At 64.3% G+C, this 19,312-nt stretch carries 19 protein-coding genes and 1 tRNA gene; 9 read left to right on the top strand and 11 right to left on the bottom strand.

The features are described from left to right. Positions 1–142: 142 nt before the first annotated feature. Entirely contained in the window at positions 143–1,216 is a 1,074-nt protein-coding gene (locus J6595_RS06210; protein ID WP_209593587.1) for a lytic transglycosylase domain-containing protein, read from the top strand. A 34-nt stretch (positions 1,217–1,250) separates the two neighbouring features. On the opposite strand, the gene J6595_RS06205 is transcribed toward J6595_RS06210, so the two are convergent. Then, a complete protein-coding gene (locus J6595_RS06205) occupies positions 1,251–2,012 on the bottom strand; it encodes a phosphodiester glycosidase family protein (protein ID WP_209593586.1) in 762 nt (253 codons plus the stop codon). Positions 2,013–2,234: 222 nt separating this feature from the next. On the opposite strand from J6595_RS06205, the gene J6595_RS06200 reads away from it, so the two are divergent. Both J6595_RS06200 and J6595_RS06195 read left to right on the top strand, forming a co-directional pair. Continuing rightward, the gene (locus J6595_RS06200; RefSeq protein ID WP_209593585.1) at positions 2,235–3,506 is read left to right on the top strand and encodes a hypothetical protein; all 1,272 of its coding nucleotides are present in this window, start codon (positions 2,235–2,237) and stop codon (positions 3,504–3,506) included. A gap of 41 nt (positions 3,507–3,547) precedes the next feature. Further along, the gene (locus tag J6595_RS06195; RefSeq protein ID WP_209593584.1) at positions 3,548–4,321 is read left to right on the top strand and encodes a peptidoglycan recognition protein family protein; all 774 of its coding nucleotides are present in this window, start codon (positions 3,548–3,550) and stop codon (positions 4,319–4,321) included. Positions 4,322–4,487: 166 nt separating this feature from the next. On the opposite strand, the gene dapD is transcribed toward J6595_RS06195, so the two are convergent. Continuing rightward, the gene (dapD, locus tag J6595_RS06190) at positions 4,488–5,342 is read right to left on the bottom strand and encodes a 2,3,4,5-tetrahydropyridine-2,6-dicarboxylate N-succinyltransferase (RefSeq protein ID WP_209593583.1); all 855 of its coding nucleotides are present in this window, start codon (positions 5,340–5,342) and stop codon (positions 4,488–4,490) included. A 117-nt stretch (positions 5,343–5,459) separates the two neighbouring features. On the opposite strand from dapD, the gene J6595_RS06185 reads away from it, so the two are divergent. Continuing rightward, positions 5,460–6,314 (top strand): LOG family protein, encoded by an 855-nt coding sequence (locus tag J6595_RS06185; RefSeq protein ID WP_209593582.1) that lies wholly within the window; start codon positions 5,460–5,462, stop codon positions 6,312–6,314. A 30-nt stretch (positions 6,315–6,344) separates the two neighbouring features. Here the strand turns inward: J6595_RS06185 and J6595_RS06180 are convergent, their stop codons facing one another. From J6595_RS06180 to J6595_RS06165, 4 genes are all read right to left on the bottom strand, one after another. Next, positions 6,345–7,760 carry a ChaN family lipoprotein gene (locus J6595_RS06180; RefSeq protein WP_209593581.1) on the bottom strand — a complete coding sequence of 472 codons (1,416 nt, stop codon included), beginning with the start codon at positions 7,758–7,760 and terminating at the stop codon, positions 6,345–6,347. Positions 7,761–7,957: 197 nt separating this feature from the next. Continuing rightward, entirely contained in the window at positions 7,958–9,097 is a 1,140-nt protein-coding gene (locus J6595_RS06175; protein ID WP_209593580.1) for an acyl-CoA dehydrogenase family protein, read from the bottom strand. Between the two features lie 310 nt (positions 9,098–9,407). Beyond that, positions 9,408–9,482: transfer RNA gene (locus tag J6595_RS06170), tRNA-Glu, on the bottom strand. Between the two features lie 254 nt (positions 9,483–9,736). Then, positions 9,737–10,096, bottom strand: coding sequence for a hypothetical protein (locus J6595_RS06165; protein WP_209593579.1), 360 nt, complete (start codon positions 10,094–10,096; stop codon positions 9,737–9,739). Positions 10,097–10,193: 97 nt separating this feature from the next. On the opposite strand from J6595_RS06165, the gene J6595_RS06160 reads away from it, so the two are divergent. Together J6595_RS06160 and rpoH are read left to right on the top strand one after the other, a co-directional pair. After that, positions 10,194–11,219 carry an RluA family pseudouridine synthase gene (locus J6595_RS06160; protein ID WP_209593578.1) on the top strand — a complete coding sequence of 342 codons (1,026 nt, stop codon included), beginning with the start codon at positions 10,194–10,196 and terminating at the stop codon, positions 11,217–11,219. Between the two features lie 239 nt (positions 11,220–11,458). After that, positions 11,459–12,361: an RNA polymerase sigma factor RpoH gene (gene rpoH / locus J6595_RS06155; RefSeq protein WP_209593577.1), complete on the top strand. Its 903-nt coding sequence runs from the start codon at positions 11,459–11,461 to the stop codon at positions 12,359–12,361. Positions 12,362–12,591: 230 nt separating this feature from the next. On the opposite strand, the gene J6595_RS06150 is transcribed toward rpoH, so the two are convergent. Beyond that, complete coding sequence (locus J6595_RS06150; protein WP_209593576.1) at positions 12,592–13,614, bottom strand: DUF2125 domain-containing protein; 1,023 nt, start codon at positions 13,612–13,614, stop codon at positions 12,592–12,594. A 63-nt stretch (positions 13,615–13,677) separates the two neighbouring features. Here J6595_RS06150 and J6595_RS06145 point away from each other — a divergent pair, with 63 nt between their 5' ends. After that, on the top strand, positions 13,678–14,190 hold the full coding sequence (locus tag J6595_RS06145; RefSeq protein WP_209593575.1) for a gamma-glutamylcyclotransferase: 513 nt from the start codon (positions 13,678–13,680) through the stop codon (positions 14,188–14,190). Here the strand turns inward: J6595_RS06145 and J6595_RS06140 are convergent. From J6595_RS06140 to ftsE, 4 genes are all read right to left on the bottom strand, one after another. Next, a complete protein-coding gene (locus J6595_RS06140) occupies positions 14,166–14,975 on the bottom strand; it encodes a lysophospholipid acyltransferase family protein (protein ID WP_245197656.1) in 810 nt (269 codons plus the stop codon). The two genes, J6595_RS06145 and J6595_RS06140, sit on opposite strands and share 25 nt — an antisense overlap. Positions 14,976–15,094: 119 nt before the next feature. Next, positions 15,095–15,820: a YdcF family protein gene (locus J6595_RS06135; protein WP_209593573.1), complete on the bottom strand. Its 726-nt coding sequence runs from the start codon at positions 15,818–15,820 to the stop codon at positions 15,095–15,097. A 195-nt stretch (positions 15,821–16,015) separates the two neighbouring features. After that, positions 16,016–17,005 (bottom strand): cell division protein FtsX, encoded by a 990-nt coding sequence (locus J6595_RS06130; protein ID WP_209593572.1) that lies wholly within the window; start codon positions 17,003–17,005, stop codon positions 16,016–16,018. Continuing rightward, positions 16,998–17,657 carry a cell division ATP-binding protein FtsE gene (ftsE, locus tag J6595_RS06125; protein WP_209593571.1) on the bottom strand — a complete coding sequence of 220 codons (660 nt, stop codon included), beginning with the start codon at positions 17,655–17,657 and terminating at the stop codon, positions 16,998–17,000. Before ftsE ends, J6595_RS06130 begins: the two co-directional genes overlap by 8 nt. A gap of 164 nt (positions 17,658–17,821) precedes the next feature. Between ftsE and J6595_RS06120 the strand changes: the two genes are divergently transcribed. Together J6595_RS06120 and hpt are read left to right on the top strand one after the other, a co-directional pair. Next, positions 17,822–18,568, top strand: coding sequence for a hypothetical protein (locus J6595_RS06120; RefSeq protein ID WP_209593570.1), 747 nt, complete (start codon positions 17,822–17,824; stop codon positions 18,566–18,568). Beyond that, on the top strand, positions 18,565–19,101 hold the full coding sequence (gene hpt, locus J6595_RS06115; RefSeq protein ID WP_209593569.1) for a hypoxanthine phosphoribosyltransferase: 537 nt from the start codon (positions 18,565–18,567) through the stop codon (positions 19,099–19,101). Before J6595_RS06120 ends, hpt begins: the two co-directional genes overlap by 4 nt. Positions 19,102–19,312 lie beyond the last annotated feature (211 nt).

Below are 19,312 nucleotides of genomic sequence, written 5' to 3'. Positions count from 1 at the left end.
CCCAGTTGATGCTGCATCGCCACACCAGCCTGGCAGAGTGACCTTTTGTTAAGGTTTGTCGCGACCGGGAGCCGCCTTGCCACGATAGTGCCGCGATCGGCCGGGAGAGGCAGTCAGGGGATGATTTCGAGCGGGGACGAGTGTGCTGACTGAACGGATGGACCGCTGGATCGATCTGCACCGGGCGCGGGCGTCGGCCTCCTGCGCGCTCGTCGTCGCGCTATTGGCCGTATCGGGCTGTATCGCCGATGGTCCCGGCGGTTCGCCGCTCGGCGTCGCCTTCGCCGGCAAGGAAGACGGCGCGACGGAGGATCAGCCGGAGGAATCGGCAAAGACCGCCGAAGTCTCGACCCACGACGTCAAAAAATCCGACCGGGTGATCGCCAGACGCGAATCCGCACAGGCGGCCGAGAGCGGGACGATCTCCGGCAGCGCGGCCATCGACCGGATGATCGTCCAGCACGCCAGGGAAAATGGCATTCCGCCCGCCCTCGCCTTCGCGGTCGTCCGGGTCGAAAGCCGGTATAATCCCCGGGCGCGCGGCCGCGGCGTCTACGGCCTGTCGCAGATCAAACCGGCCACCGCGCGCAGTCTCGGCTTTTCGGGCTCCGCGAGCGACCTTCTCGATGCCGACACCAACCTCACCTACGGCATGCGCTATCTGAAAGGCGCCTGGGAAAAGAGCGGCCACGACGTCTGCAGAACCGCGATGAAATACAAGGGTGGCCACCGGGCAACGCGAATGAGCGCCTCGGCCCGCAGCTACTGTTCCAAGGTCAAGGCGCATATGGCCGAGCTCGACCTCTCCCGCCGCGGCCCGGCCCTTGCCGTGCCGGCTTCGATCACCACCCGCGCGTCCCGGCAACACGCAACGCCCGGCGTCGTTACGGCTGCGGCCTTCGCGCCGGGGGCAGAGCCGGACACGGCCATGGACGACAGGCAACGCTCCGCCCCGGTCGAGGCCGTGCCCCGGACCATCCGGGTGACGACGGGCCACAGGGACCCGGATGCCGTCTCCCGCAAGGCTGGACGCCTCGCCGCCTCGACGAAGAGCGAGCCCGCCACCGAGGCCGAGCGTCAGGCGTCGAAAGAACGGGACGAAAACCTCGCCGCGCGCTTCGGCGATGAGACGGGCGGCGACACGGGCAGCCGCGATACCGCCGACGCAGGCGGCTTTGTGCCGGTTCCACAGTTGCGGCCGTCATTGAACGACTGAGGCTCCCTGCCCCCGCGATACTGCGCGAATGCCCTCAGCGATCGGTGACGACCAGCATCGGACCGAGGCGATCGCGGCGATAGTCGATCCCGCCTTCGGGATAATATAGGCTTGAAATCGTGCCGTCGAAGAACAAAGCGTCACGGCAGCCGAGCTGATCCTTGAAGAAACTGCCGAAGTCCCAGAAATTCACTGGCGATCGGGACAGAACGAGGGTGACGAGCCGGCCACCCTCCCGCGCGCAGACGCCGTTGCGCACATGGCGGCTGTCGGAATTCTCGATGAAGCGCGGATGCAGCTTGCCGTCGATCACCAGCATCGGCCCGGACTGGGTGGCGAGGTCCGGGCGGTGATCGCCGCTCGTGTAGCGGGTCGATTCCATCACATGCGCCCGCCCGTTCTCGACGAAGAACACGCCGTTGGGGCGAAGCGAATAGTTGCCGCTGCCGGTGCCGAGCACCGCGCCGTGAACCTCCCTGCCGTCCTCGACCGCAAGCCCGACGGGCCGTCTGTCCGCGTGATACATGCCGGCATTCATGATCAGCCGCACATTCGCACCGCCCATCGAGGCCCTGGCCGCCTCGAAGGTCTCATAAGGCTTGCCGGCTTCGTCGACAGCGCGAAGCGATAGCCGATAGCGATCGAGCGGCACATCGCAGACGATATACTCGACGTTCCGGACCGTCTCCGTCCGGCAAAGGCCGGCATGACCCGCCGGCAGATCGGGAACGACCTGAAAGAAGCCGAACAGGCTGGTTGCGGCAGTGATGGCGGCAGCGAGACTGAGATGGAGCATGGCTTTCGGTTCTTAGGCCGTTTGCGAAACATCCTCAACCAATCGAGGATGTGCGGCCTCGATCGCGCGCCATGCGACGGGATGAACCGTGTCCACATAACTCGAACCGCGCAGGGAGTGTAGCTCCAAACAACAATTTTATATTGTAAGAACCACAACTTCCAATATACTCACCTTCCGTTGCGTCTCATGCGAGTGAGAGATCTCATGGCACCGTTTCGAGTGGCCGACATCTATGTGGGTGAGAAGGATTGCACGGGTAAGGTCGTGGACTTCGTCTATGCGAAAGTCACGGGGCGATATGCCGTCTACCGCACGCTCGAGCGGGTCCTCGTTCAATTCGCCGACGAAGAGGTCATGGCCGACAGCGGCACCCCTCTCGGCCGAGAGCAACGCCTCTCCTTGGCAAAGCTCGGCCCCGTGCGTGGGCAGATCAACGGCCTGATCGATGGCTGGCGCACGAAGAAACCCCGATCGAAACACGCGGCTCTCGCAAAGCTTTTCGATCGGCGTACGGCCGATGCGCTCGTCATCAGTCTCCAGGGTTACCAGGATGTCGCACTTGCCATCTTGAATGAGGTCAAGGCCGACATATTGGAAGAACGTCTGTCGCTTGGACGAACCCAACATCTCAAGGCGGCAGGATTGACCGCCATTGTCTTCCTGATCCCGGCATTGATCGAAATCTTATGGAAGACGTTTTTCACGTCTGTATTCAGCACGAATTTTTTTGAATACATCGGATCCAGCTATCCTTCGGACACCGGGAATGCGTCCGGACCTTCGGGGGATTTCTGGATCTATTTTCTCGAATTTGCTTCCTGGTTGACGCATTTCTTCGGTCTGTTTTTCGCAGAGGCCAGTTTCTGGCGTTTCGTATCAAGCAGCAACATAACGCTCGCGATCGCGCTCGGTGCCATCGGCGCGATGTTCTCGATAGCGATCAGTATCCGGGATCGCAGCATCAAGACCGATATCCAGAGACGGGACAATATCTGCGACGCCATTTTGCGGATATTTATCGGGGCGACGTCTGCCGTCATCCTGTTTTCGATCTTCAAGAGTGGCCTCATCTCGCTGACCATCGGCGAGCGACCGATCGATCTGACGATTGGTGGGCCATCCGGCGACTTTGCACCGTCGCGAATCACGCATCTTGAAATCGTCGTCGCATTTCTCGCCGGCTTTTCCGAGAGACTGGTCGGCGACGTGCTCAATCGGTTTGCCCGAAATCTTTCGAATGCCGAGAACCTCGCCGGCAGCGAGGGCATGGCCGTCGGAACCGATGGCAAGGCCGGCCAGGGCGAAATGAACCCCCTCGGATCTGCGGCCGAAGGACAGGCGGCCAATCAGCAGGCAGCAGCCTCGGCAAGCGCCTTCCAGGCCTCCGACGAGCTCGGCGATGGCTGCATCCACAAGAGCCCGCTGCGGGCGGCTGACATGACCAAGGACGAGAACCTCCCCGCTTCGACAGGCGGCGTGAAGGCGGCCTGACTGCGGTCAAGCGGTCGAAGAATGGGAGAAGGAAGACAAACTTGGCGTATGCTCTCACATGGTTGGCGGGGACGCTTCTTGATCACGGATTGAAAGTCGCGGAGGTCGACGGCTGGGAGGATCGTGGCACGGCACAGATCGGCAGACCGCTCGGCGTGATGTGCCATCACACCGGTTCGAAGGACGGCGCCAACATGCCTGCCCTCGACGTTCTGACCAAGGGGCGCCCCGGTTTTTCGGGGCCTCTCGCCAATATTGGCGTCGGCCGCGACGGCACGTTTTACGTCATTGCGGCGGGACGCGCCAATCATGCGGGTCGCGGATCGTGGAAGACCGTGACCAACGCCAATGCCGGCTTCATTGCGATATGCGCCGAACACAGCGGCCTTGCGCCCGACCCCTGGCCGGCGGCCCAGATGGAAGCGTTGCAGTGGGGTGCTGCGGCCCTTTTGAAGAAGCTCGGTGCCGGCGCTGAAATGTGCTGCGGACACAAGGAATATGCGGAGCCATTTGGCAGCTCCTCCGATCCCGCCTTCGACATGGAAGCCTTCAGGCGCGCGATCAGCGGCATCCTTGCCGGAGACGCGCAGACGGCGACGATGATCGAGGCCGTCGATCCGTCGTCGAAGAAACCCACCCTTCGCCGCGGCGCAAAGACCGAAGACGTAAAGATCATCCAGAGAAAACTCGGCTCGAGCGAGACCGGCGAGTTCGACCATATGCTCGAAGCCGGAGTGCGCGCATTTCAGCGCACCAAAAGCCTCAACCCGGACGGCATCGTCGGGCCGAAGACGTGGTCTGCCATTCTCAGATAGCGATGCATGTATCGGGCTGAACGAAGCAGCACGAACAACGCGCCGCCATCTGGAGCGTTTCCGGCGAACACGAGCTCGCCCGAAACCCTCGTCACTTTGTCGAGCCGCATTGTCCGCCGATGAAAGCCGAGCCGGCCTTCACGGGAAATGGCCCAGCCCGAGCGTATCAGCTGCGCAGCAGCTCGTTGATCGATGTCTTGGAGCGGGTCTTCTCGTCCACGCGCTTGACGATGACGGCGCAGTAGAGGCTGGGGCCGGGCTCGCCGTTACCCATCGGCTTGCCGGGCATCGCACCCGCAACGACGACCGAATAGGGCGGCACTTCGCCATAGCTGACCTCGCCGGTGGTGCGATCGACGATCTTGGTCGACTGGCCGATATAGACGCCCATGCCGAGGACGGAGCCCTCGCGCACGATGCATCCCTCGACCACTTCCGAGCGCGCGCCGATGAAGCAGTTGTCCTCGATGATCGTCGGCCCCGCCTGCAGCGGCTCGAGCACGCCGCCGATGCCGACGCCGCCGGAGAGGTGAACGTTCTTGCCGATCTGGGCGCAGGAGCCGACCGTCGCCCAGCCGTCGACCATCGAGCCGGTATCGACATAGGCGCCGAGATTGACGAAGGACGGCATCAGGACGACGTCCTTGCCGATGAAGGAGCCCTTGCGCACGATCGAGCCGGGAACGGCACGAAAGCCCGCCTCGCGGAAACGGTTTTCGCCCCAGCCCTCAAATTTCGACGGCACCTTGTCCCACCAGGTGGCGCCGCCGGCGCCGCCCTCGATCACCGTCATGTCGTTCAGCCGGAACGACAAAAGCACCGCTTTCTTCAGCCACTGATGCACCGTCCAGGCGCCGTCCGCCTCGCGGCTGGCGACCCGCGCCTCGCCGCTGTCGAGCAGCTCCAGCGCCGCCTCGACGGCCTCGCGCACCTCCCCGGTCGTCGAGGATGAGATGTCGGCGCGGGCCTCGAAGGCGCGTTCGATCGTGGCTTCGAGGGCGGCGCGGTCGGGCGCGGTCATCGGCATGGCTCCATATCAGGCAAGGAATGGACGGCGGCAGGCCCTGTCCAAATCGCCGCGGACCCTAGTTGCCCGACTTCGCAAGGTCAATCGAAGCAGAAAGATGCAGCGCCTGCCATGACAGACGAAACGCCTCGAAACCACGACGGCTGGGATCCCTTTCCAAGTTCGCGCCGCGACCGGAACGACGCCGCGGCCAAATCCGGCGGCACGCCGCAGACCCGCTCTCCGACCTACCGCCTCGCCTTCGACGATCCGGAATTCCTGACCCGCGAAGAAACGCGCGGCGTTCGGTTGCAGCTGGAACTGATGAAGCCCGAGCTCGCCTTTCTCGATGCCGGCATCCTGTCGACGGTGGTGCTCTTCGGCGGCGCGCGAATCCCGGAGCCGGGCAAGGACGCCTGGGCCGCACGCAACGAGACGCAGAAGAAGAACCTCGAAGCGAATTCGAAATTCTACGACGAGGCGCGCCGCTTTGCGCAGATCGCCTCGAAGCACTCGGCCACCTCGTCGGGAAGCAAGGAGTTCGTCATCGTCACCGGCGGCGGCCCCGGTGTGATGGAGGCCGGCAACAAGGGCGCGTCGGAGGTCGGCGCACCGTCCATCTCGCTCAACATCACCCTGCCGCACGAGCAGGAGCCGAACCATTTCGCGACACCGGAGCTGTGCTTCAACTTCCACTATTTCGCCATCCGCAAGATGCATTTCCTCCTGCGGGCCAAGGCGATGGCGATCTTTCCCGGCGGCTTCGGCACGATGGACGAGCTGTTCGAGGCGCTGACCCTCATCCAGACCAAACGGATGCAGAAGATCCCGGTGGTCCTGTTCGGGGAAAAATTCTGGAAGCGGGTGATCGACTTCGAGGCGCTGGCCGAGGAAGGCACGATCGCGCCAAGCGATCTCGACCTCATCACCTTCGCGGAGACAGCCGAGGAAGGCTGGAAAGCGATCCGGGATTTCTACGGGTTCTGACTGCGGCGGCTATCGGCTTTCGATACGCCGTCACTCGGAGGCGGTGCCCGCCTTGCCCTTCAGCCGGGCGCGCAACGCCTCGCACGGGTCATCGACATCGGCCCGAGGGGTGAAGATCGTGAAATCATAAGGCGCCGGCGCCTCGGCCGTCAGGCCGTAATCCGCCAGGTCGCCATCCTCGTCCGCGACTTCCATCATGCGGACCGAAAGCGTCTGCGCCTCCGGGTCGTTGCGCTTGATGATCGACGGGACGCCGCGATCGTCGCGGACATGGCCTGCCCCGGCGATCAGGACCGCCTTGTCGCCGGTCTTGGCAGCATCGACCATGGCAGCGGCAAGCGAACCGTCTCGGGCGCGCTGCGCATCGACCATCGGCATGATCGCAGCCTCCGGCATCAGGCCGCAATGGGCGCTGCGGACTTCTTCGCCGAGATCGGCGATCATGGCTGGATCAGCGGCGCCGTCGAGAGACAGGCGCGCGCGCTCTTCGGCCGAAAGGCCGGAAACGCCGTTCCTGGCGATGGCGCTGACCACGTCCCGGTCGAGATCACCGGCCTCGACGGACAGCCCCTGGCGCTTCGCCGTCTCGAACAGCGGCCGGTACATGGAAAATTCCGGCCAACCACGGTCCGACCATTCCAGCCGGTCCGCCATCGAATCGAGATCGATCGAACTGCTCCGCGACGTGCCAAAGCTCGCGACCGCATCGCCGAGGCGGTGGGGGATCATCTCGAAGACCAGCGCCAGATCGGTCGACTGGTCCGCAAGATCGGAAACGATGTCGCTTTGCAGGCGGTGGTGATCCGGATTGTCGTGGGTCTCGCCGAGCAGAACGTAGCGGGCCGATTTTGCCGCGCCGATCAGACGCTGGGCATCGGACCGGTTTCCGTCACCCTGGAAAATACCGCCGACGAGCGGGTTGTCGGCAAAGAAGCGTGATTGCCAGGCCGGTTCGTCATTATCGATCAGCCGGCTCGAAAGCCGCGTCGTCTCGAAGGCGGGAGCTTGCGCCGGCGCAGCATCGGTCTGATCGCCACTGGCGGCGGCATCGCCGGCCGCCGCGACCTTTCTCAGGAAGGCGGAGGCACCGTTCTGTGCCGGATGATCCGAACCTTTGGAAGCAAGCGCCGTCTCCCCGGCGATGTGTGCCTCCGACGTCGCGGCGATCCTCGCCGCGATATGATGTTCGACCGCCGAAGCACCGCCGAACGGCTCGACCGTCGCAACCTTCACTTCGGCGAAATTCTCATCGCCCTTGCGGCGATAGCTCAGCGAGACCCGGTCGGACGTCCCGGGCGTCTCGGCCTGCGCCAATGATTCCCGAACGGCGGGCGCAGCCGGCGTCGTATTGGCCATCTGCGCGGACGACATGTTCTGCGCGACCCCGTAGCCGATCCCACCGAGGGCGGCTGCAAGCGACGGAACGATCCAATGACGGCTCTTCAAGTCCTGTGACCCCCAACCCCGGCTGTCGCAAGCGACCCCATCCCCATGAGACCGCCGCGTTCCAGAGCATTACGAATTACGCCATGATGTGGCAAAACTATTGCAGATCCACCCTCGCAGCCAAATAAATCGCCATATTCGGGCAGGCGCGCCCGAAATCGCGGGTCTGCCCACCGATTCGCGGCGCCGGTCGCGGCTCAGTGCTCCGCAAGCACCGCCCTGGCGACGATCACCCGCATGATCTCGTTGGTGCCCTCGAGAATCTGGTGCACCCGCAGATCGCGGACGATCTTCTCGATGCCGTAATCGGCAAGATAGCCGTAGCCGCCATGCAGTTGCAGGGCCATGTTGGCGACCTCGAAGCTCGTATCGGTGACGAACCGCTTGGCCATGGCGCAGGCCTTGGTTGCGTCGGGGGCCTTGCGGTCGAGCTTCCAGGCGGCCTCGCGCAGGAAGATGCGCGCAGCGCAAAGCTCGGTCTCCATGTCGGCGAGGCGGAACTGCAGGGCCTGGAACTGCGTCAGGGACTTTCCGAAAGCCTGCCGCTCGCGCATGTAGCCGACCGATTTGTCGAGGGCGGCCTGGGCCGCGCCAAGCGCGCAGGCGGCGATGTTCAGCCGCCCCCCGTCGAGCCCCATCATGGCGTAGGAGAATCCCCGGCCCGCCTCACCAAGAAGGTTGGCCGCCGGTATCCGGCAGTCCTCGAGCCGGACTTCGGCCGTCGGCTGGGCGATCCAGCCCATCTTCTTCTCCTGAGCCCCGAAGGAAAGGCCCGGCGTTCCCGCCTCCACCAGAAAGGCCGAGATTCCTCTCGGCCCGGCCTCGCCGGTGCGGGCCATGACCACGTAGAGGTCGGAGAACCCCGCGCCCGAGATGAAGCTCTTGGTGCCGTTGAGGATGTAGCCGTCGCCATCCGCCCTGGCGGTGGTTCTCAGCGCGGACGCATCTGAGCCCGAGCCGGGCTCGGTGAGGCAGTAGCTGGCAATGGCCTGCATCGAGCAGAGCTTCGGCAGCCACTCGGCCCGCTGCTCTTGGGAACCGAAACCGTCGATCATCCAGGCGACCATGTTGTGGATCGACAGAAACGCCGAGACCGACGGATCACCATAGGACAGCGCCTCGAAGATCAGCGCAGCGTCGAGGCGCGAGAGGCCGGAGCCGTGATCGTCGCGGACATAGATCCCGGCCATGCCAAGGGCAGCCAGCTCTTCCAGAACCTCGCGCGGCAGCCGCTTTTCGGCCTCCCAGGTCGTAGCGAAGGGCGCCATCTTCTCGGTGGCGAAATCCCGCGCCATCGCAAAGATCTGCTGCTGCTCGTCGGTGAGTGAAAAATCCATGGCTGGCCTCCTCCCGCCTCGTTTGATCGTTCCATGGAAGCATAGTCGGCGTCCCACCGCCTTTTCGCAGCCTCATCTCGACCAAGGCGTCTGGCGGCCACCCAGCTTCTGTTTAAAGCACATATAGCTGCGCCGTCCGGCATCTATGCCAGGCCGGCCGCCTCGGGCCGAAACGGACAGCTATCCTCAGGCAATCGGTTGGCGACGAAGCCTTCGGTTACAGCGTCCTGGGAGAAGATCTCGTCAGACCGACGCTCACGGCAACGAAATGGCGATCGATTTCGCATTGGATGTCGAAGGGGGAGGTAATTGGTACGCCCAAGGGGAATCGAACCCCTGTTTGCGCCGTGAGAGGGCGCCGTCCTAACCGCTAGACGATGGGCGCGTGCCAATGCGGCGGGATATAACTGGCCGTTTCCGGATTGGCAACCCGTTTCGGCACGGTCCGCTGTGGAAATTCTCATTGCCCGGGAGGAGCCGGTGCCGTGCCATCGACAGCCGCTCCTTTCCAGCCGGCTTTACATGGCTTCCGGCGCGGTTCCGGCGAACACGAGTTCCCCTGAAACTATCCTCGCTTTGTCGAGCCGAATTGTCCGTACTTGAAACCCGAACCGGCTCTCACCGAAAAGGCTGCAGGGCCTACTGCCCGGCCGCTTCTGGCGCGATCTGCAATCGTTTGAGAATCCGGCCGTCGGCGATGGCGACGACATAGAGGTGGTCGGCACCGTTCGCCCGGGTGTGAATGAGGGCGCGATCGCCGTCGAGGCTCGTATCGACGATCTCTTCGCCCGGCGCCAGAACGACGGTCGCCGTTTCCTCGCCGAGGCCGCCCGCCTTCGGCAGGGTCTTGTAGACAACGACGCCGAGCACCGCCATAACGCCGATGATCATGATCCCGATCGAGACGACCAGAAGGCGCACCATCTTACGGCGCAGGCGCTCCGCTGCCGGGTCGAGGGGCTTGTCGTCCTCGACTGCGTCCTGATTGCCGAAACCCATGATGCGTCCCCTCGCGGTGCCATACGTTCTTTCCGGCACACCGCATCACTGGTGCGGCTGCCTCGTCGTTCCGGCCGCTCCTACAAGGCTTTAGACCATGCAGACAAGACGCTTCCTCGTCGACGACACTCAAGACGGCGAGCGCCTCGACGTGTTTCTGACCGAGGCCTTGGAGGGAGAATTGTCGCGCAGCCGCCTCAAGACGCTGATCGAGACGGGCCAGGCACGGCTCGGCGGTGCGCCGGCGCGAAGCGCCAAGCAGAAGGTCGTCGCCGGGGAAACGGTCGAGTTCACCCTCCCCGCGCCCGAGGATCCCAAGCCCAGACCCGAAGCCATCCCCCTCGACATCTGCTACGAGGACGACTGGATCCTCGTCCTCGACAAGCCTGCCGGCATGGTCGTCCATCCCGGTGCCGGCAATCCGGACGGGACGCTGGTCAACGCCCTCGTCGCCCATTGCGGCCCGAGCCTCACCGGCATCGGCGGCGTTCGCCGGCCGGGCATCGTCCATCGTCTCGACAAGGACACCAGCGGCCTCCTCGTCGTCGCCAAGACCGAGCTTGCCCATCGCGGCCTGTCGGAACAATTCGCCGCCCACGGCAAGGACGGAAGGCTCGTGCGGGCCTATCTGGCCGTGGTCTGGGGCGAGCCGCAGCCGCGCAAGGCGAGCGTCGATGCCGCGCTGGGGCGCTCGGCGACCAACCGGATCAAGCGCGCCGTGGTGCCAGCCGGGCGCCCTGACGCCCGGCATGCGATCACCCATTACGAAACGCTCAAGGTCGGCGATGCGGCTGCCAAAGCCTCGCTCATCCGGTGCCGGCTCGAGACCGGGCGCACCCACCAGATCCGCGTCCACATGGCCCATATCGGCCATCCGCTCGTCGCCGATCCGCTCTACGGCGCAGGGATGAACACCAAGAGCGCCAAGCTCGACCCCACCGCGCGGGCGACGGCTGAGGGCTTCGGACGGCAGGCATTGCACGCCGCCGAACTCGGCTTTCGCCATCCGCAGGACGCCCGACGCCTGTCGTTTCTTTCGCCGCTTCCCGCCGACATGGCCGCCCTCTGCCACGCATTCGAGATCGGCGTTCCCGAAAACGTGACCACCCGCTCCGACGGCTGAGCATGCAACACAATCGGCCATAGCCCGTTCATCTCGAACACTTGTGGCGCGCCGGATTCTGCCGGCCGCCTTCGATCAGCGATGCGGATAAATTGTCGGTCATCTTTGCCGCGCAAATGATGCAATCGATTGTCAGCATCCCCATATCACCACATGGGCGATTGCGGGCTGGCGACAGCGGCCTGCACGCCGGCCGGGTTCTTGACGAAGCGGCCGAATTCTAGCGATGGAGGGCGCATATGGCCCAGATGAATCTTCCCACCCTGTCTTCGGGTGACGGCGGACTGACCCGTTATCTGGAGGAGATCCGGCGGTTTCCCATGCTGCAGCCGCAGGAAGAATACATGCTTGCCAAACGCTATGCCGAGCATGACGACCGGCAGGCGGCGCATCGGCTCGTGACCAGCCATCTAAGGCTCGTCGCCAAGATCGCAATGGGTTATCGCGGCTATGGCCTGCCGATCGGTGAAGTGATCTCGGAGGGCAATGTCGGGCTGATGCAAGCCGTCAAGCGCTTCGATCCCGAGCGTGGCTTCCGGCTGGCGACCTATGCGATGTGGTGGATCAAGGCCTCGATCCAGGAATATATCCTGCGCTCGTGGAGCCTCGTGAAGATGGGCACCACGGCCAATCAGAAGCGGCTGTTCTTCAACCTGCGCAAGATGAAGAGCAGGATCCAGGCGCTCGACGAGGGCGACCTCAAGCCTGACCAAGTCAATCAGATCGCGACGACGCTCGGCGTTTCGGAGGCCGAGGTGGTTTCGATGAACCGCCGGCTTTCCGGCGATTCGTCCCTCAATGCGCCGATCCGCGCCACCGAGGGCGAATCCGGCGAATGGCAGGACTGGCTGGTCGACGATTCGGACTCTCAGGAGGACGTCCTGGTGCGTCAGGACGAGTACGACCAGCGGCGCGGCATGCTGCAGTCGGCGATGGATGTCCTCAACGACCGCGAGCGCCGGATCTTCGAGGCGCGGCGACTGTCGGAAGATCCGCTGACCCTCGAGGCCCTGTCGGGCGAGTTCGACATTTCGCGCGAGCGCGTCCGTCAGATCGAGGTTCGGGCTTTCGAGAAAGTGCAGAAGGCCGTTCGCGACAAGGCGGACGCTGCGAAGGAGGCTCTGACCCCCGTCAGCGCCTGATCGCGGTTGATAGTGAGCGATCGAGACGATGAGGCCGGGGCAGACGTCCCGGCTTTTGCGTGTCTGCTTTCCGGCGCGAGCCCTCGGACGAGCGGGCTACAGCATCGGCCCAAAAATCGGAATCGCTTTTTGGAAAGCACGATGCGTAGATTCAATAGGTTAGAGCGTCCTTTGTGCGTCCATTCGGATGCACGGCGCTCTAAGTCGTGAACGGCGTGCCGCCGGGGCCCTCACCGCAGCGACGGCAACTTGCCAATCGGGAAGATGCCGACGGCAACGACGCCGTTCTTCACCCGCAGCTCGATCGACGTGCGCCCGTCCGCCTGGCGTCCGGCCATCGGCAGCGCCGAGGCGATGCCGCTCGCAATGTCCTTGAGGTTCGGCGCAACGGTGGTGACGAGCCGGGCGATTTCCTTGGGATCGGCGATCGCGAGGTTGAACTTTCCCGAGACCCTCCCCTCGTCGTCGAAGGAGAAATCCCCGCTGAGTTCGGCATTCGCCGAGGCCATCTCGACCAGCAGCGACCGCAGCGAGACGTGGCGGCCGGCAAAGAGCTGCCGCCCCGTCAGCCCGCGCGCCGCCCCGGACAGCCAGTCGGCGGCGCCATCGATCGTCAGGTCTGTGCTCGCATCGAGCGGCGGGAGATCCGGCGCGCCGGGAAAGACGAGTTTGCCGCCCTTCATCAGCGTGAAAATGTCGAGATCGCCGTCCCTGCGCCGCGCGTGCAGCTCAGAATGATCCGCATCGACGAGCCCCTCATTGCCGGCGGCCGGCTGAACCATCGCGATCTTCGGATCGTCGGTCACGACCGAAAACCGGTCGAGCCCTTCGGTCCAGAACGTCGCCGAGGCCTGAGCCAGCGACCAGCGGATGTCGAGGGGCGGCAGGGACGGGCCGGAGATCAGAAGCGGCCCGTCGAGCTCTCCCACGAGACGGTTCGGCCGGTAGATCTGGGCGGCGGTCCGCACCGCCCCTGCGGAGGCCCGGCCAAGCCGGCCGTCATTCCTGATGACCGAGATCGCGTCGCACCGAAAACCGATCCGGAACGGAAAGCCGAAGACCTCGCGGTTGGGGCACTCGATCTCGGTGCCCCTTGCCCGCACCTGCTCGATCGCGCGCGTCAGCTCGCCATCGAGCCGGCTCGACAGGTAGAACCACGCGCCGCTGAGGGCGACGGCCAAAAGCACGACGACAGCCACGACCCAGAAGAGGGCGCGGCCGGCCTTGGAGGGACTGTCGCTTGACGAGGCCATCCCGTTATCCTCTTAGACGGAGCCGATTGTGCTGGATGCACGGGTCGGAAAGATTTGCAGTCAATGGAAGATTTTTGGGTATTCGGTTACGGGTCGCTGATTTGGCGTCCCGGTTTTGACTATGAGGAACGTTTAAAAGCAAGGCTTTCCGGCTTCCATCGTTCCCTCTGCGTCTATTCGCACGTCCATCGCGGCACACCGGAGCGCCCGGGCCTCGTATTCGGTCTCGACCGTGGCGGCTCCTGTATCGGTATGGCCTTTCGCGTCGCAGGATCCAAGCGCCAGGAGACGCTGGATTATCTGAGAGCGCGCGAACTCGTCACCAACGTCTACCGCGAGGCCAGCCTGCCGATACGCACCGCCGACGGCCGGCGGCTTGCAGCCGTCACATATGTCGTCGATCGCGGCCACACCCAATATGCCGGAAAGGTCGACGCCGCGCACGCGGCGGCGATCGTCGCGCGCAGCCACGGCCAGTCCGGGCCGAATGTCGAGTATGTCACGAGCGCCTTTGAACACATAGAAGCGCTCGGCCTGAAAGACCGCTGGCTTCAGGATGTCGTTTCGCGGCTTTGATCAGGCCCGTTTGTCGTGTCGGCGGGATGGCTGTCCGGCGCGCCGGACCGGGAAGGCCCCGGGTCGATCCAGCCGGCTTCCGCCATCAGTTCGCGCGAGCGCGTCTCGATGGCCGTTCGAAGCGTATCGAGAAAGCGGCGGCGGTCGAGCCCCGGCCCGATGGGGTCGAGGAAGTCGCCCCGGATCGTTCCGGACCGCTTCATGAAGCTGTTGCGGCCCCAGTAGAGACCGGAATTGAGCGCCACCGGAACGACCGGCAGATCGAGCGCCTCATACAGCCTGAAGACGCCCTGGCGATACTCGACGGCATCGCCCGGCGCGGTGCGGGTGCCTTCGGGAAAGATGATGATTCGCCGGCCATTGGCGATCGCGCCCTTTGCCGCTTCCATCATTTGCGGGATCGTGCCGCGCCCCTTCGCCCTATCGACGGGGATCATGCCCATGTGGCGCGCGAAGGCGCCGAACAGGGGAATGCTCAACAGCTCCTTCTTCAAGATGAAGGTCGGCCGATCGACGGCGACAAGGAGCGCCAGGATCTCCCAGACCGACTGGTGCTTGGCGGCGACGATCGCGGAACCTTGGGGAAGATGTTCACGGCCCAACAGGACGGACCGTGCGCCGGCGACATGTTCGAGCAGCCAGAGGCTCGACCGCGCCCAGTTGCGGACGATCCGCCATCCCGTCGCCTCGCTGCAGAAGAAGAAGAACGGCGACCAGAAAATCAGCTGCAAAGTGAGATTGCCGTAGAAGAGCACATTGAATGCGATCGAACGCAAAAGCGTCATGGCCGAACCAGTTCCCATCGGTCGCGCGCGCCGGAAGGCGCGCGTCGATCCGTTCATAATCGGCGATGGGCGCGACGCAAAGTCTCTGCCTGGAATGTGGGAAGCGCCCTGCCCGCTCGTCAGAGCTTCTGCAGGCTTGCGAGATAAGCGATGGCCTGTTCCTGCTCCTCGGGACCGAGGCCAAGTGCTCCGCGGACACGGGTCGCGATGAACTTGCCGTATTCCGTCAGAAGCAGCTTGAGGCCGGAGCCGGTCGGCAGCGTGTCGCGGCTCCACAGATCGGCCCTGCGGACCGCCACGGGAACGACGGATCGAATGCCCTCGACCCGGTCGAATTCGAGCAGCGAGCGCGGCATATGATAGTCGCTCGTCACCAGAATGAGGTCACGATAGCCGCGTCTTTCGGCCCAGCGCCCGGCGATCTCCGCATTGCCGATCGTGTCGGCGGCGACGTAGTCGATGTCGACACAGCAATCGAACCAGGATTCGTCGGTCTTCGTCAGGCGGGCCAGCGTCGCTACGCTGGTGCCCGGGTGAACGCCGCTGATCAGAAGCCGCTTGCCGTGACCGCTGCGGAGCAGGTCGAGCGCGTAGTCGATCCGCATCGCACCGCCGGTGAGAACCACGATCGCATCCGCGTTCGGGCTGGACGACGCGATCGAGAGCCGATCAACCTCCTCGGTAAACCGCCAGAAGCCTCCCAGGAGATAGCCGGAGACGGCGGCGAGAAGGAGCAGTGCGACGAGCCGTTTGCGGGCCTTCGGGATCGCTCGCCGCGCGCCTTTGCCGCTCGCCTTGCGATCACGGCGCACAGGATCAAGCGATGGGTCGACAGCAACCGTCATTGGATCTCCAAATCGACGGGGAACGAGGCTTGCGAACAAGGGCTCATGGTTTCGTCGATTAGCATCTGAAAATGGCACCAAGCTGAGCGGATTTCCATCCCATCGGCCATCTGCGCCTTGCAGGTCTCGTTCTTCCCTTGCCATCGGCGCTGGCCGACGCCGCTTCCAGCCTCGGCCAATCGAATGAACCGTTGCTTAATTTTCCACCGGCGAGATCATGTCGATCTCCGCCAGATGCCGGGTCACGGTCAGTCGCGACGTCAACGCCGTCAGGGTCGCAACCGTTGCAATGAGGATTATCACGCCGGCATAGCCTGTCCAGCCGATGGTGAAGGAGCCGAACAGCGCGCTAATCTGGTCGGCCTGCGGCGTCTGGCGGTTGACCTCGGTGAAATAGCCGATGAGGACGAAGAGAACGATCGCGACACTGCCGCCGGCCACTGCCCCCATCAGGCCGAGCCGGAGGAAGTGGCGCTCGAATTCGCGCGCGATGAAGCCGGACTGCGCGCCGACGAAATGCAGCACCTCGACGATATGGCGGTTGCCGGACATCGCGCCGCGTGTGGCGAAGACGACGGTCATCGTCGTCGCGACGATGACGAGGGACAGGACGAAAACGCCGATCAGCACGACCGTCCGAGCCATGGTGACGAGCCGCGACACCCAGGCCCGATGGTCGTCGAGCTCGGCCTCGGGCACCGCCTCCTTCAGCTCCTCGCGCATGAAGGCGAAGTTCGGCGGATCGTTGGTGTCGATCGAGACGATGACGAGACGCGGCACCGGCAGGGCGTCGAAATCGATATTGTCGCCCAGCCAGGGCTCAAGAAGCCGGCTCGTCGCCGCCTGATCGAGGATCGAAGCTCCGGTGACGCCGGGTGTCTGCAGCGCGATCTGCCGGGCCGTTTCGAGCGCCGTCGGCATGTCGATGCCCTCGGCGGGCTTCACCTGAACGGTCACTTCGTCGGAAATGTCGTTCTGCCAGCGCGACGCGGTATCGGAGACGAGGCTCACCGTGCCGACGGTCAAGGCCGCCAGAAACGTCATGATCGCAATCACCGTCGTCAGGGCCCTGCCGGCGACGTTGCCGGCCGGCACGATCGCGGTCTGGCGTTCGCCGCGCATCCGCGTGGCCAGCCGTTTGGCTCGCGCTACGAGGACGGCGGAAGAAGCTGCGGCGTCAGTCATAAAATTCCAGTCGTCCGTCGGAAAGCACCAGCCGGCGCGCGTCCACCTGATCCATCAGACCAAGATCGTGGGTGGCGATGACGACGGCCGTGCCGGACCGGTTGAGTTCGAGAAAGAGCCGCAGCAGCCGCCGCGCCAGCGGCGCGTCGACATTGCCGGTCGGCTCGTCGGCGAGCAGGATGTCGGGCTGGTCGATCAGCGCCCGCGCGATCGCCGCGCGCTGCTTCTCGCCGCCCGAAAGAACGATCGGCAGCGCGTTCATGCGCTCGCCAAGCCCCACCCACTTGATGAGGTCGACGACGTCCTGGCGGTATTCGCTCTCCTCCTTGCCGCGCACTCTCAGCGGCAGCGCGACGTTCTCGTAGGTCGTCATGTGGTCGAGGAGCCGAAAATCCTGGAAGACGACCCCGATTCGGCGCCGGATCGAGGGCAGGTCCTTGCGCGAAAGGGTCGCGACGTCACGGCCGAGAACGGTGATCAGCCCGCGAGTCGGCTTCAGCGCCAGAAACAGCATGCGCAGCAGGCTGGTCTTGCCCGCGCCCGACGGTCCGGTGAGAAACTGGAAGGACTGGCGGCGGATCTCGAAGGTCAGATCCCGCAGCACCTCCGGCCCCATGTCGTAGCGCAGACCGACATTTTCGAATCGTATCAAACCGGAAGCCCCATTTCCTTCTGATCTCGGCAGAACGACGCTCTGACGCCACCATGATGGCCATTTGACGATTGCCCGCCGCAGTGGTTTGCCGACACGAGCAATTTCACCGCTCGTTAACCATAAATCCTTACGGTTTTCTGGATCGGCGATCGGAGGCAGGCATGCGCGAGCAAAAAGACCCCGCGGTTTCCCGGATGACGGCGAGGGACGCAGCCACCGGCGCGACTTCCGGCGTGGGGTACATCGAAGGCGTCGCCGAAGTCACATCCCGGCGCTCCGGCTCCACGGGCAACTCCGCGCAGGCGAACCAGCCGCTTCCGGCCTTTGGCCGTCGCCGCACCGATGCGCCCCGGGAGTGGACGAGCATTCAGCCTCGCCAACCCGCCTCACCGGCAATCGGTGACACGGGCGCCGCCGGCGCAGAAGCGCTCGCCGGGGCCGAGACGACCCGCAAGCCCCGGTCCGGCCATCGCCGGGAACGAGCCCGTATCGCACCCGGCCGTCTCGGTCTCGTCGCATGTGCCTTCGCCTTCGGCCTTCTGCTGCTGCCGGCCTTTCTCGTCTCTTTTCCCGACACGCCCGTCGCCGCGACGGCGTCGAATGTCGGCGGCTACGCCGTCAGGCTCGACACCGTCAGCGCCAGCCTTGTCAGCCATGGCAATGGCCGGATCCTGAAGATCGCCGGCAAGATCTCCAATTCCGGAACCGCCATCGCCAGCGTTCCTCCATTGAGGATCGACTTCGCCGATCGCAGCGCGGGCTTGCGCTCGCGCACGCTTCAGACCAGTGTCGGCCGTCTCGGCGCCGGCCAATCCGTCGACTTCGTCTCGATGATCGCCGTGCCGGACAATGCGAAGGGAGATGTCCGGGTGGGCTTCTTCGGTACAAGCGGCAAAGGCGAGCAGTGATCACAGTCAGTGGAAGATCGATCGAGGTTCTGTTCAGCAGCGAACAGATTGCGGCAGAGGTCCAGCGGTTGGCCGAGGAAATTGCCGCTGCGGCCGATAAAGACCTCGTCGTCGTCTCGGTTCTGAAGGGCGCATTCGTCTTCGCGGCGGATCTCGTCCGGGCCATGCATCATGCCGGCGTCGCGCCGCAGGTCGAGTTCATCTCACTGTCGAGCTACGGGGCGGGAACGCAAGGCGGCGACGTGAAGATCATGCGCGACATTGACGCCGACGTTGAGGGCCGGCCGGTCCTTCTGCTCGACGACATCCTGGAATCGGGACGCACGCTCGCCTTTGCCCGCAAGCTGCTTCTCGGCCGCGGCGCGACCAAGGTCGAACTCGCCGTCCTCCTCGACAAGAAGGGCCATCGCAAGGCCGATATCGAGGGCGACTATGTCGGCTTCGACTGCCCGGACTATTTCGTCGTCGGCTACGGCATGGATGTCGGCCACGCCCTGCGCGAGCTGCCCTTCATCGGTCACGTTGTCGACTAGGCCAGCGCGAGACCACAGTCCTCCGGACGCCTGACCATCCCGCCACGACCGGCATCGCTGCGAAGGCTATCGCCGCAATCGCGATTTTCGTCTGAAAGCATTTGCCGGACCTCAAAACGCTGCCTCGGCGAACACGCGACGGTAAAGCTTTGGGGAAAACCCGGCGTCGTTGTCGCAGCGCTTCGCGCAATTCATTAAAAGCAAGCTCCAC

Origin of the sequence: Jiella mangrovi, assembly GCF_017815135.1 — a bacterium.
Taxonomy (GTDB): Bacteria; Pseudomonadota; Alphaproteobacteria; order Rhizobiales; family Rhizobiaceae; genus Jiella; species Jiella mangrovi.
Note: the sequence above shows the minus strand (reverse complement) of the source record. Positions and strands in the feature narration are given on the sequence as shown.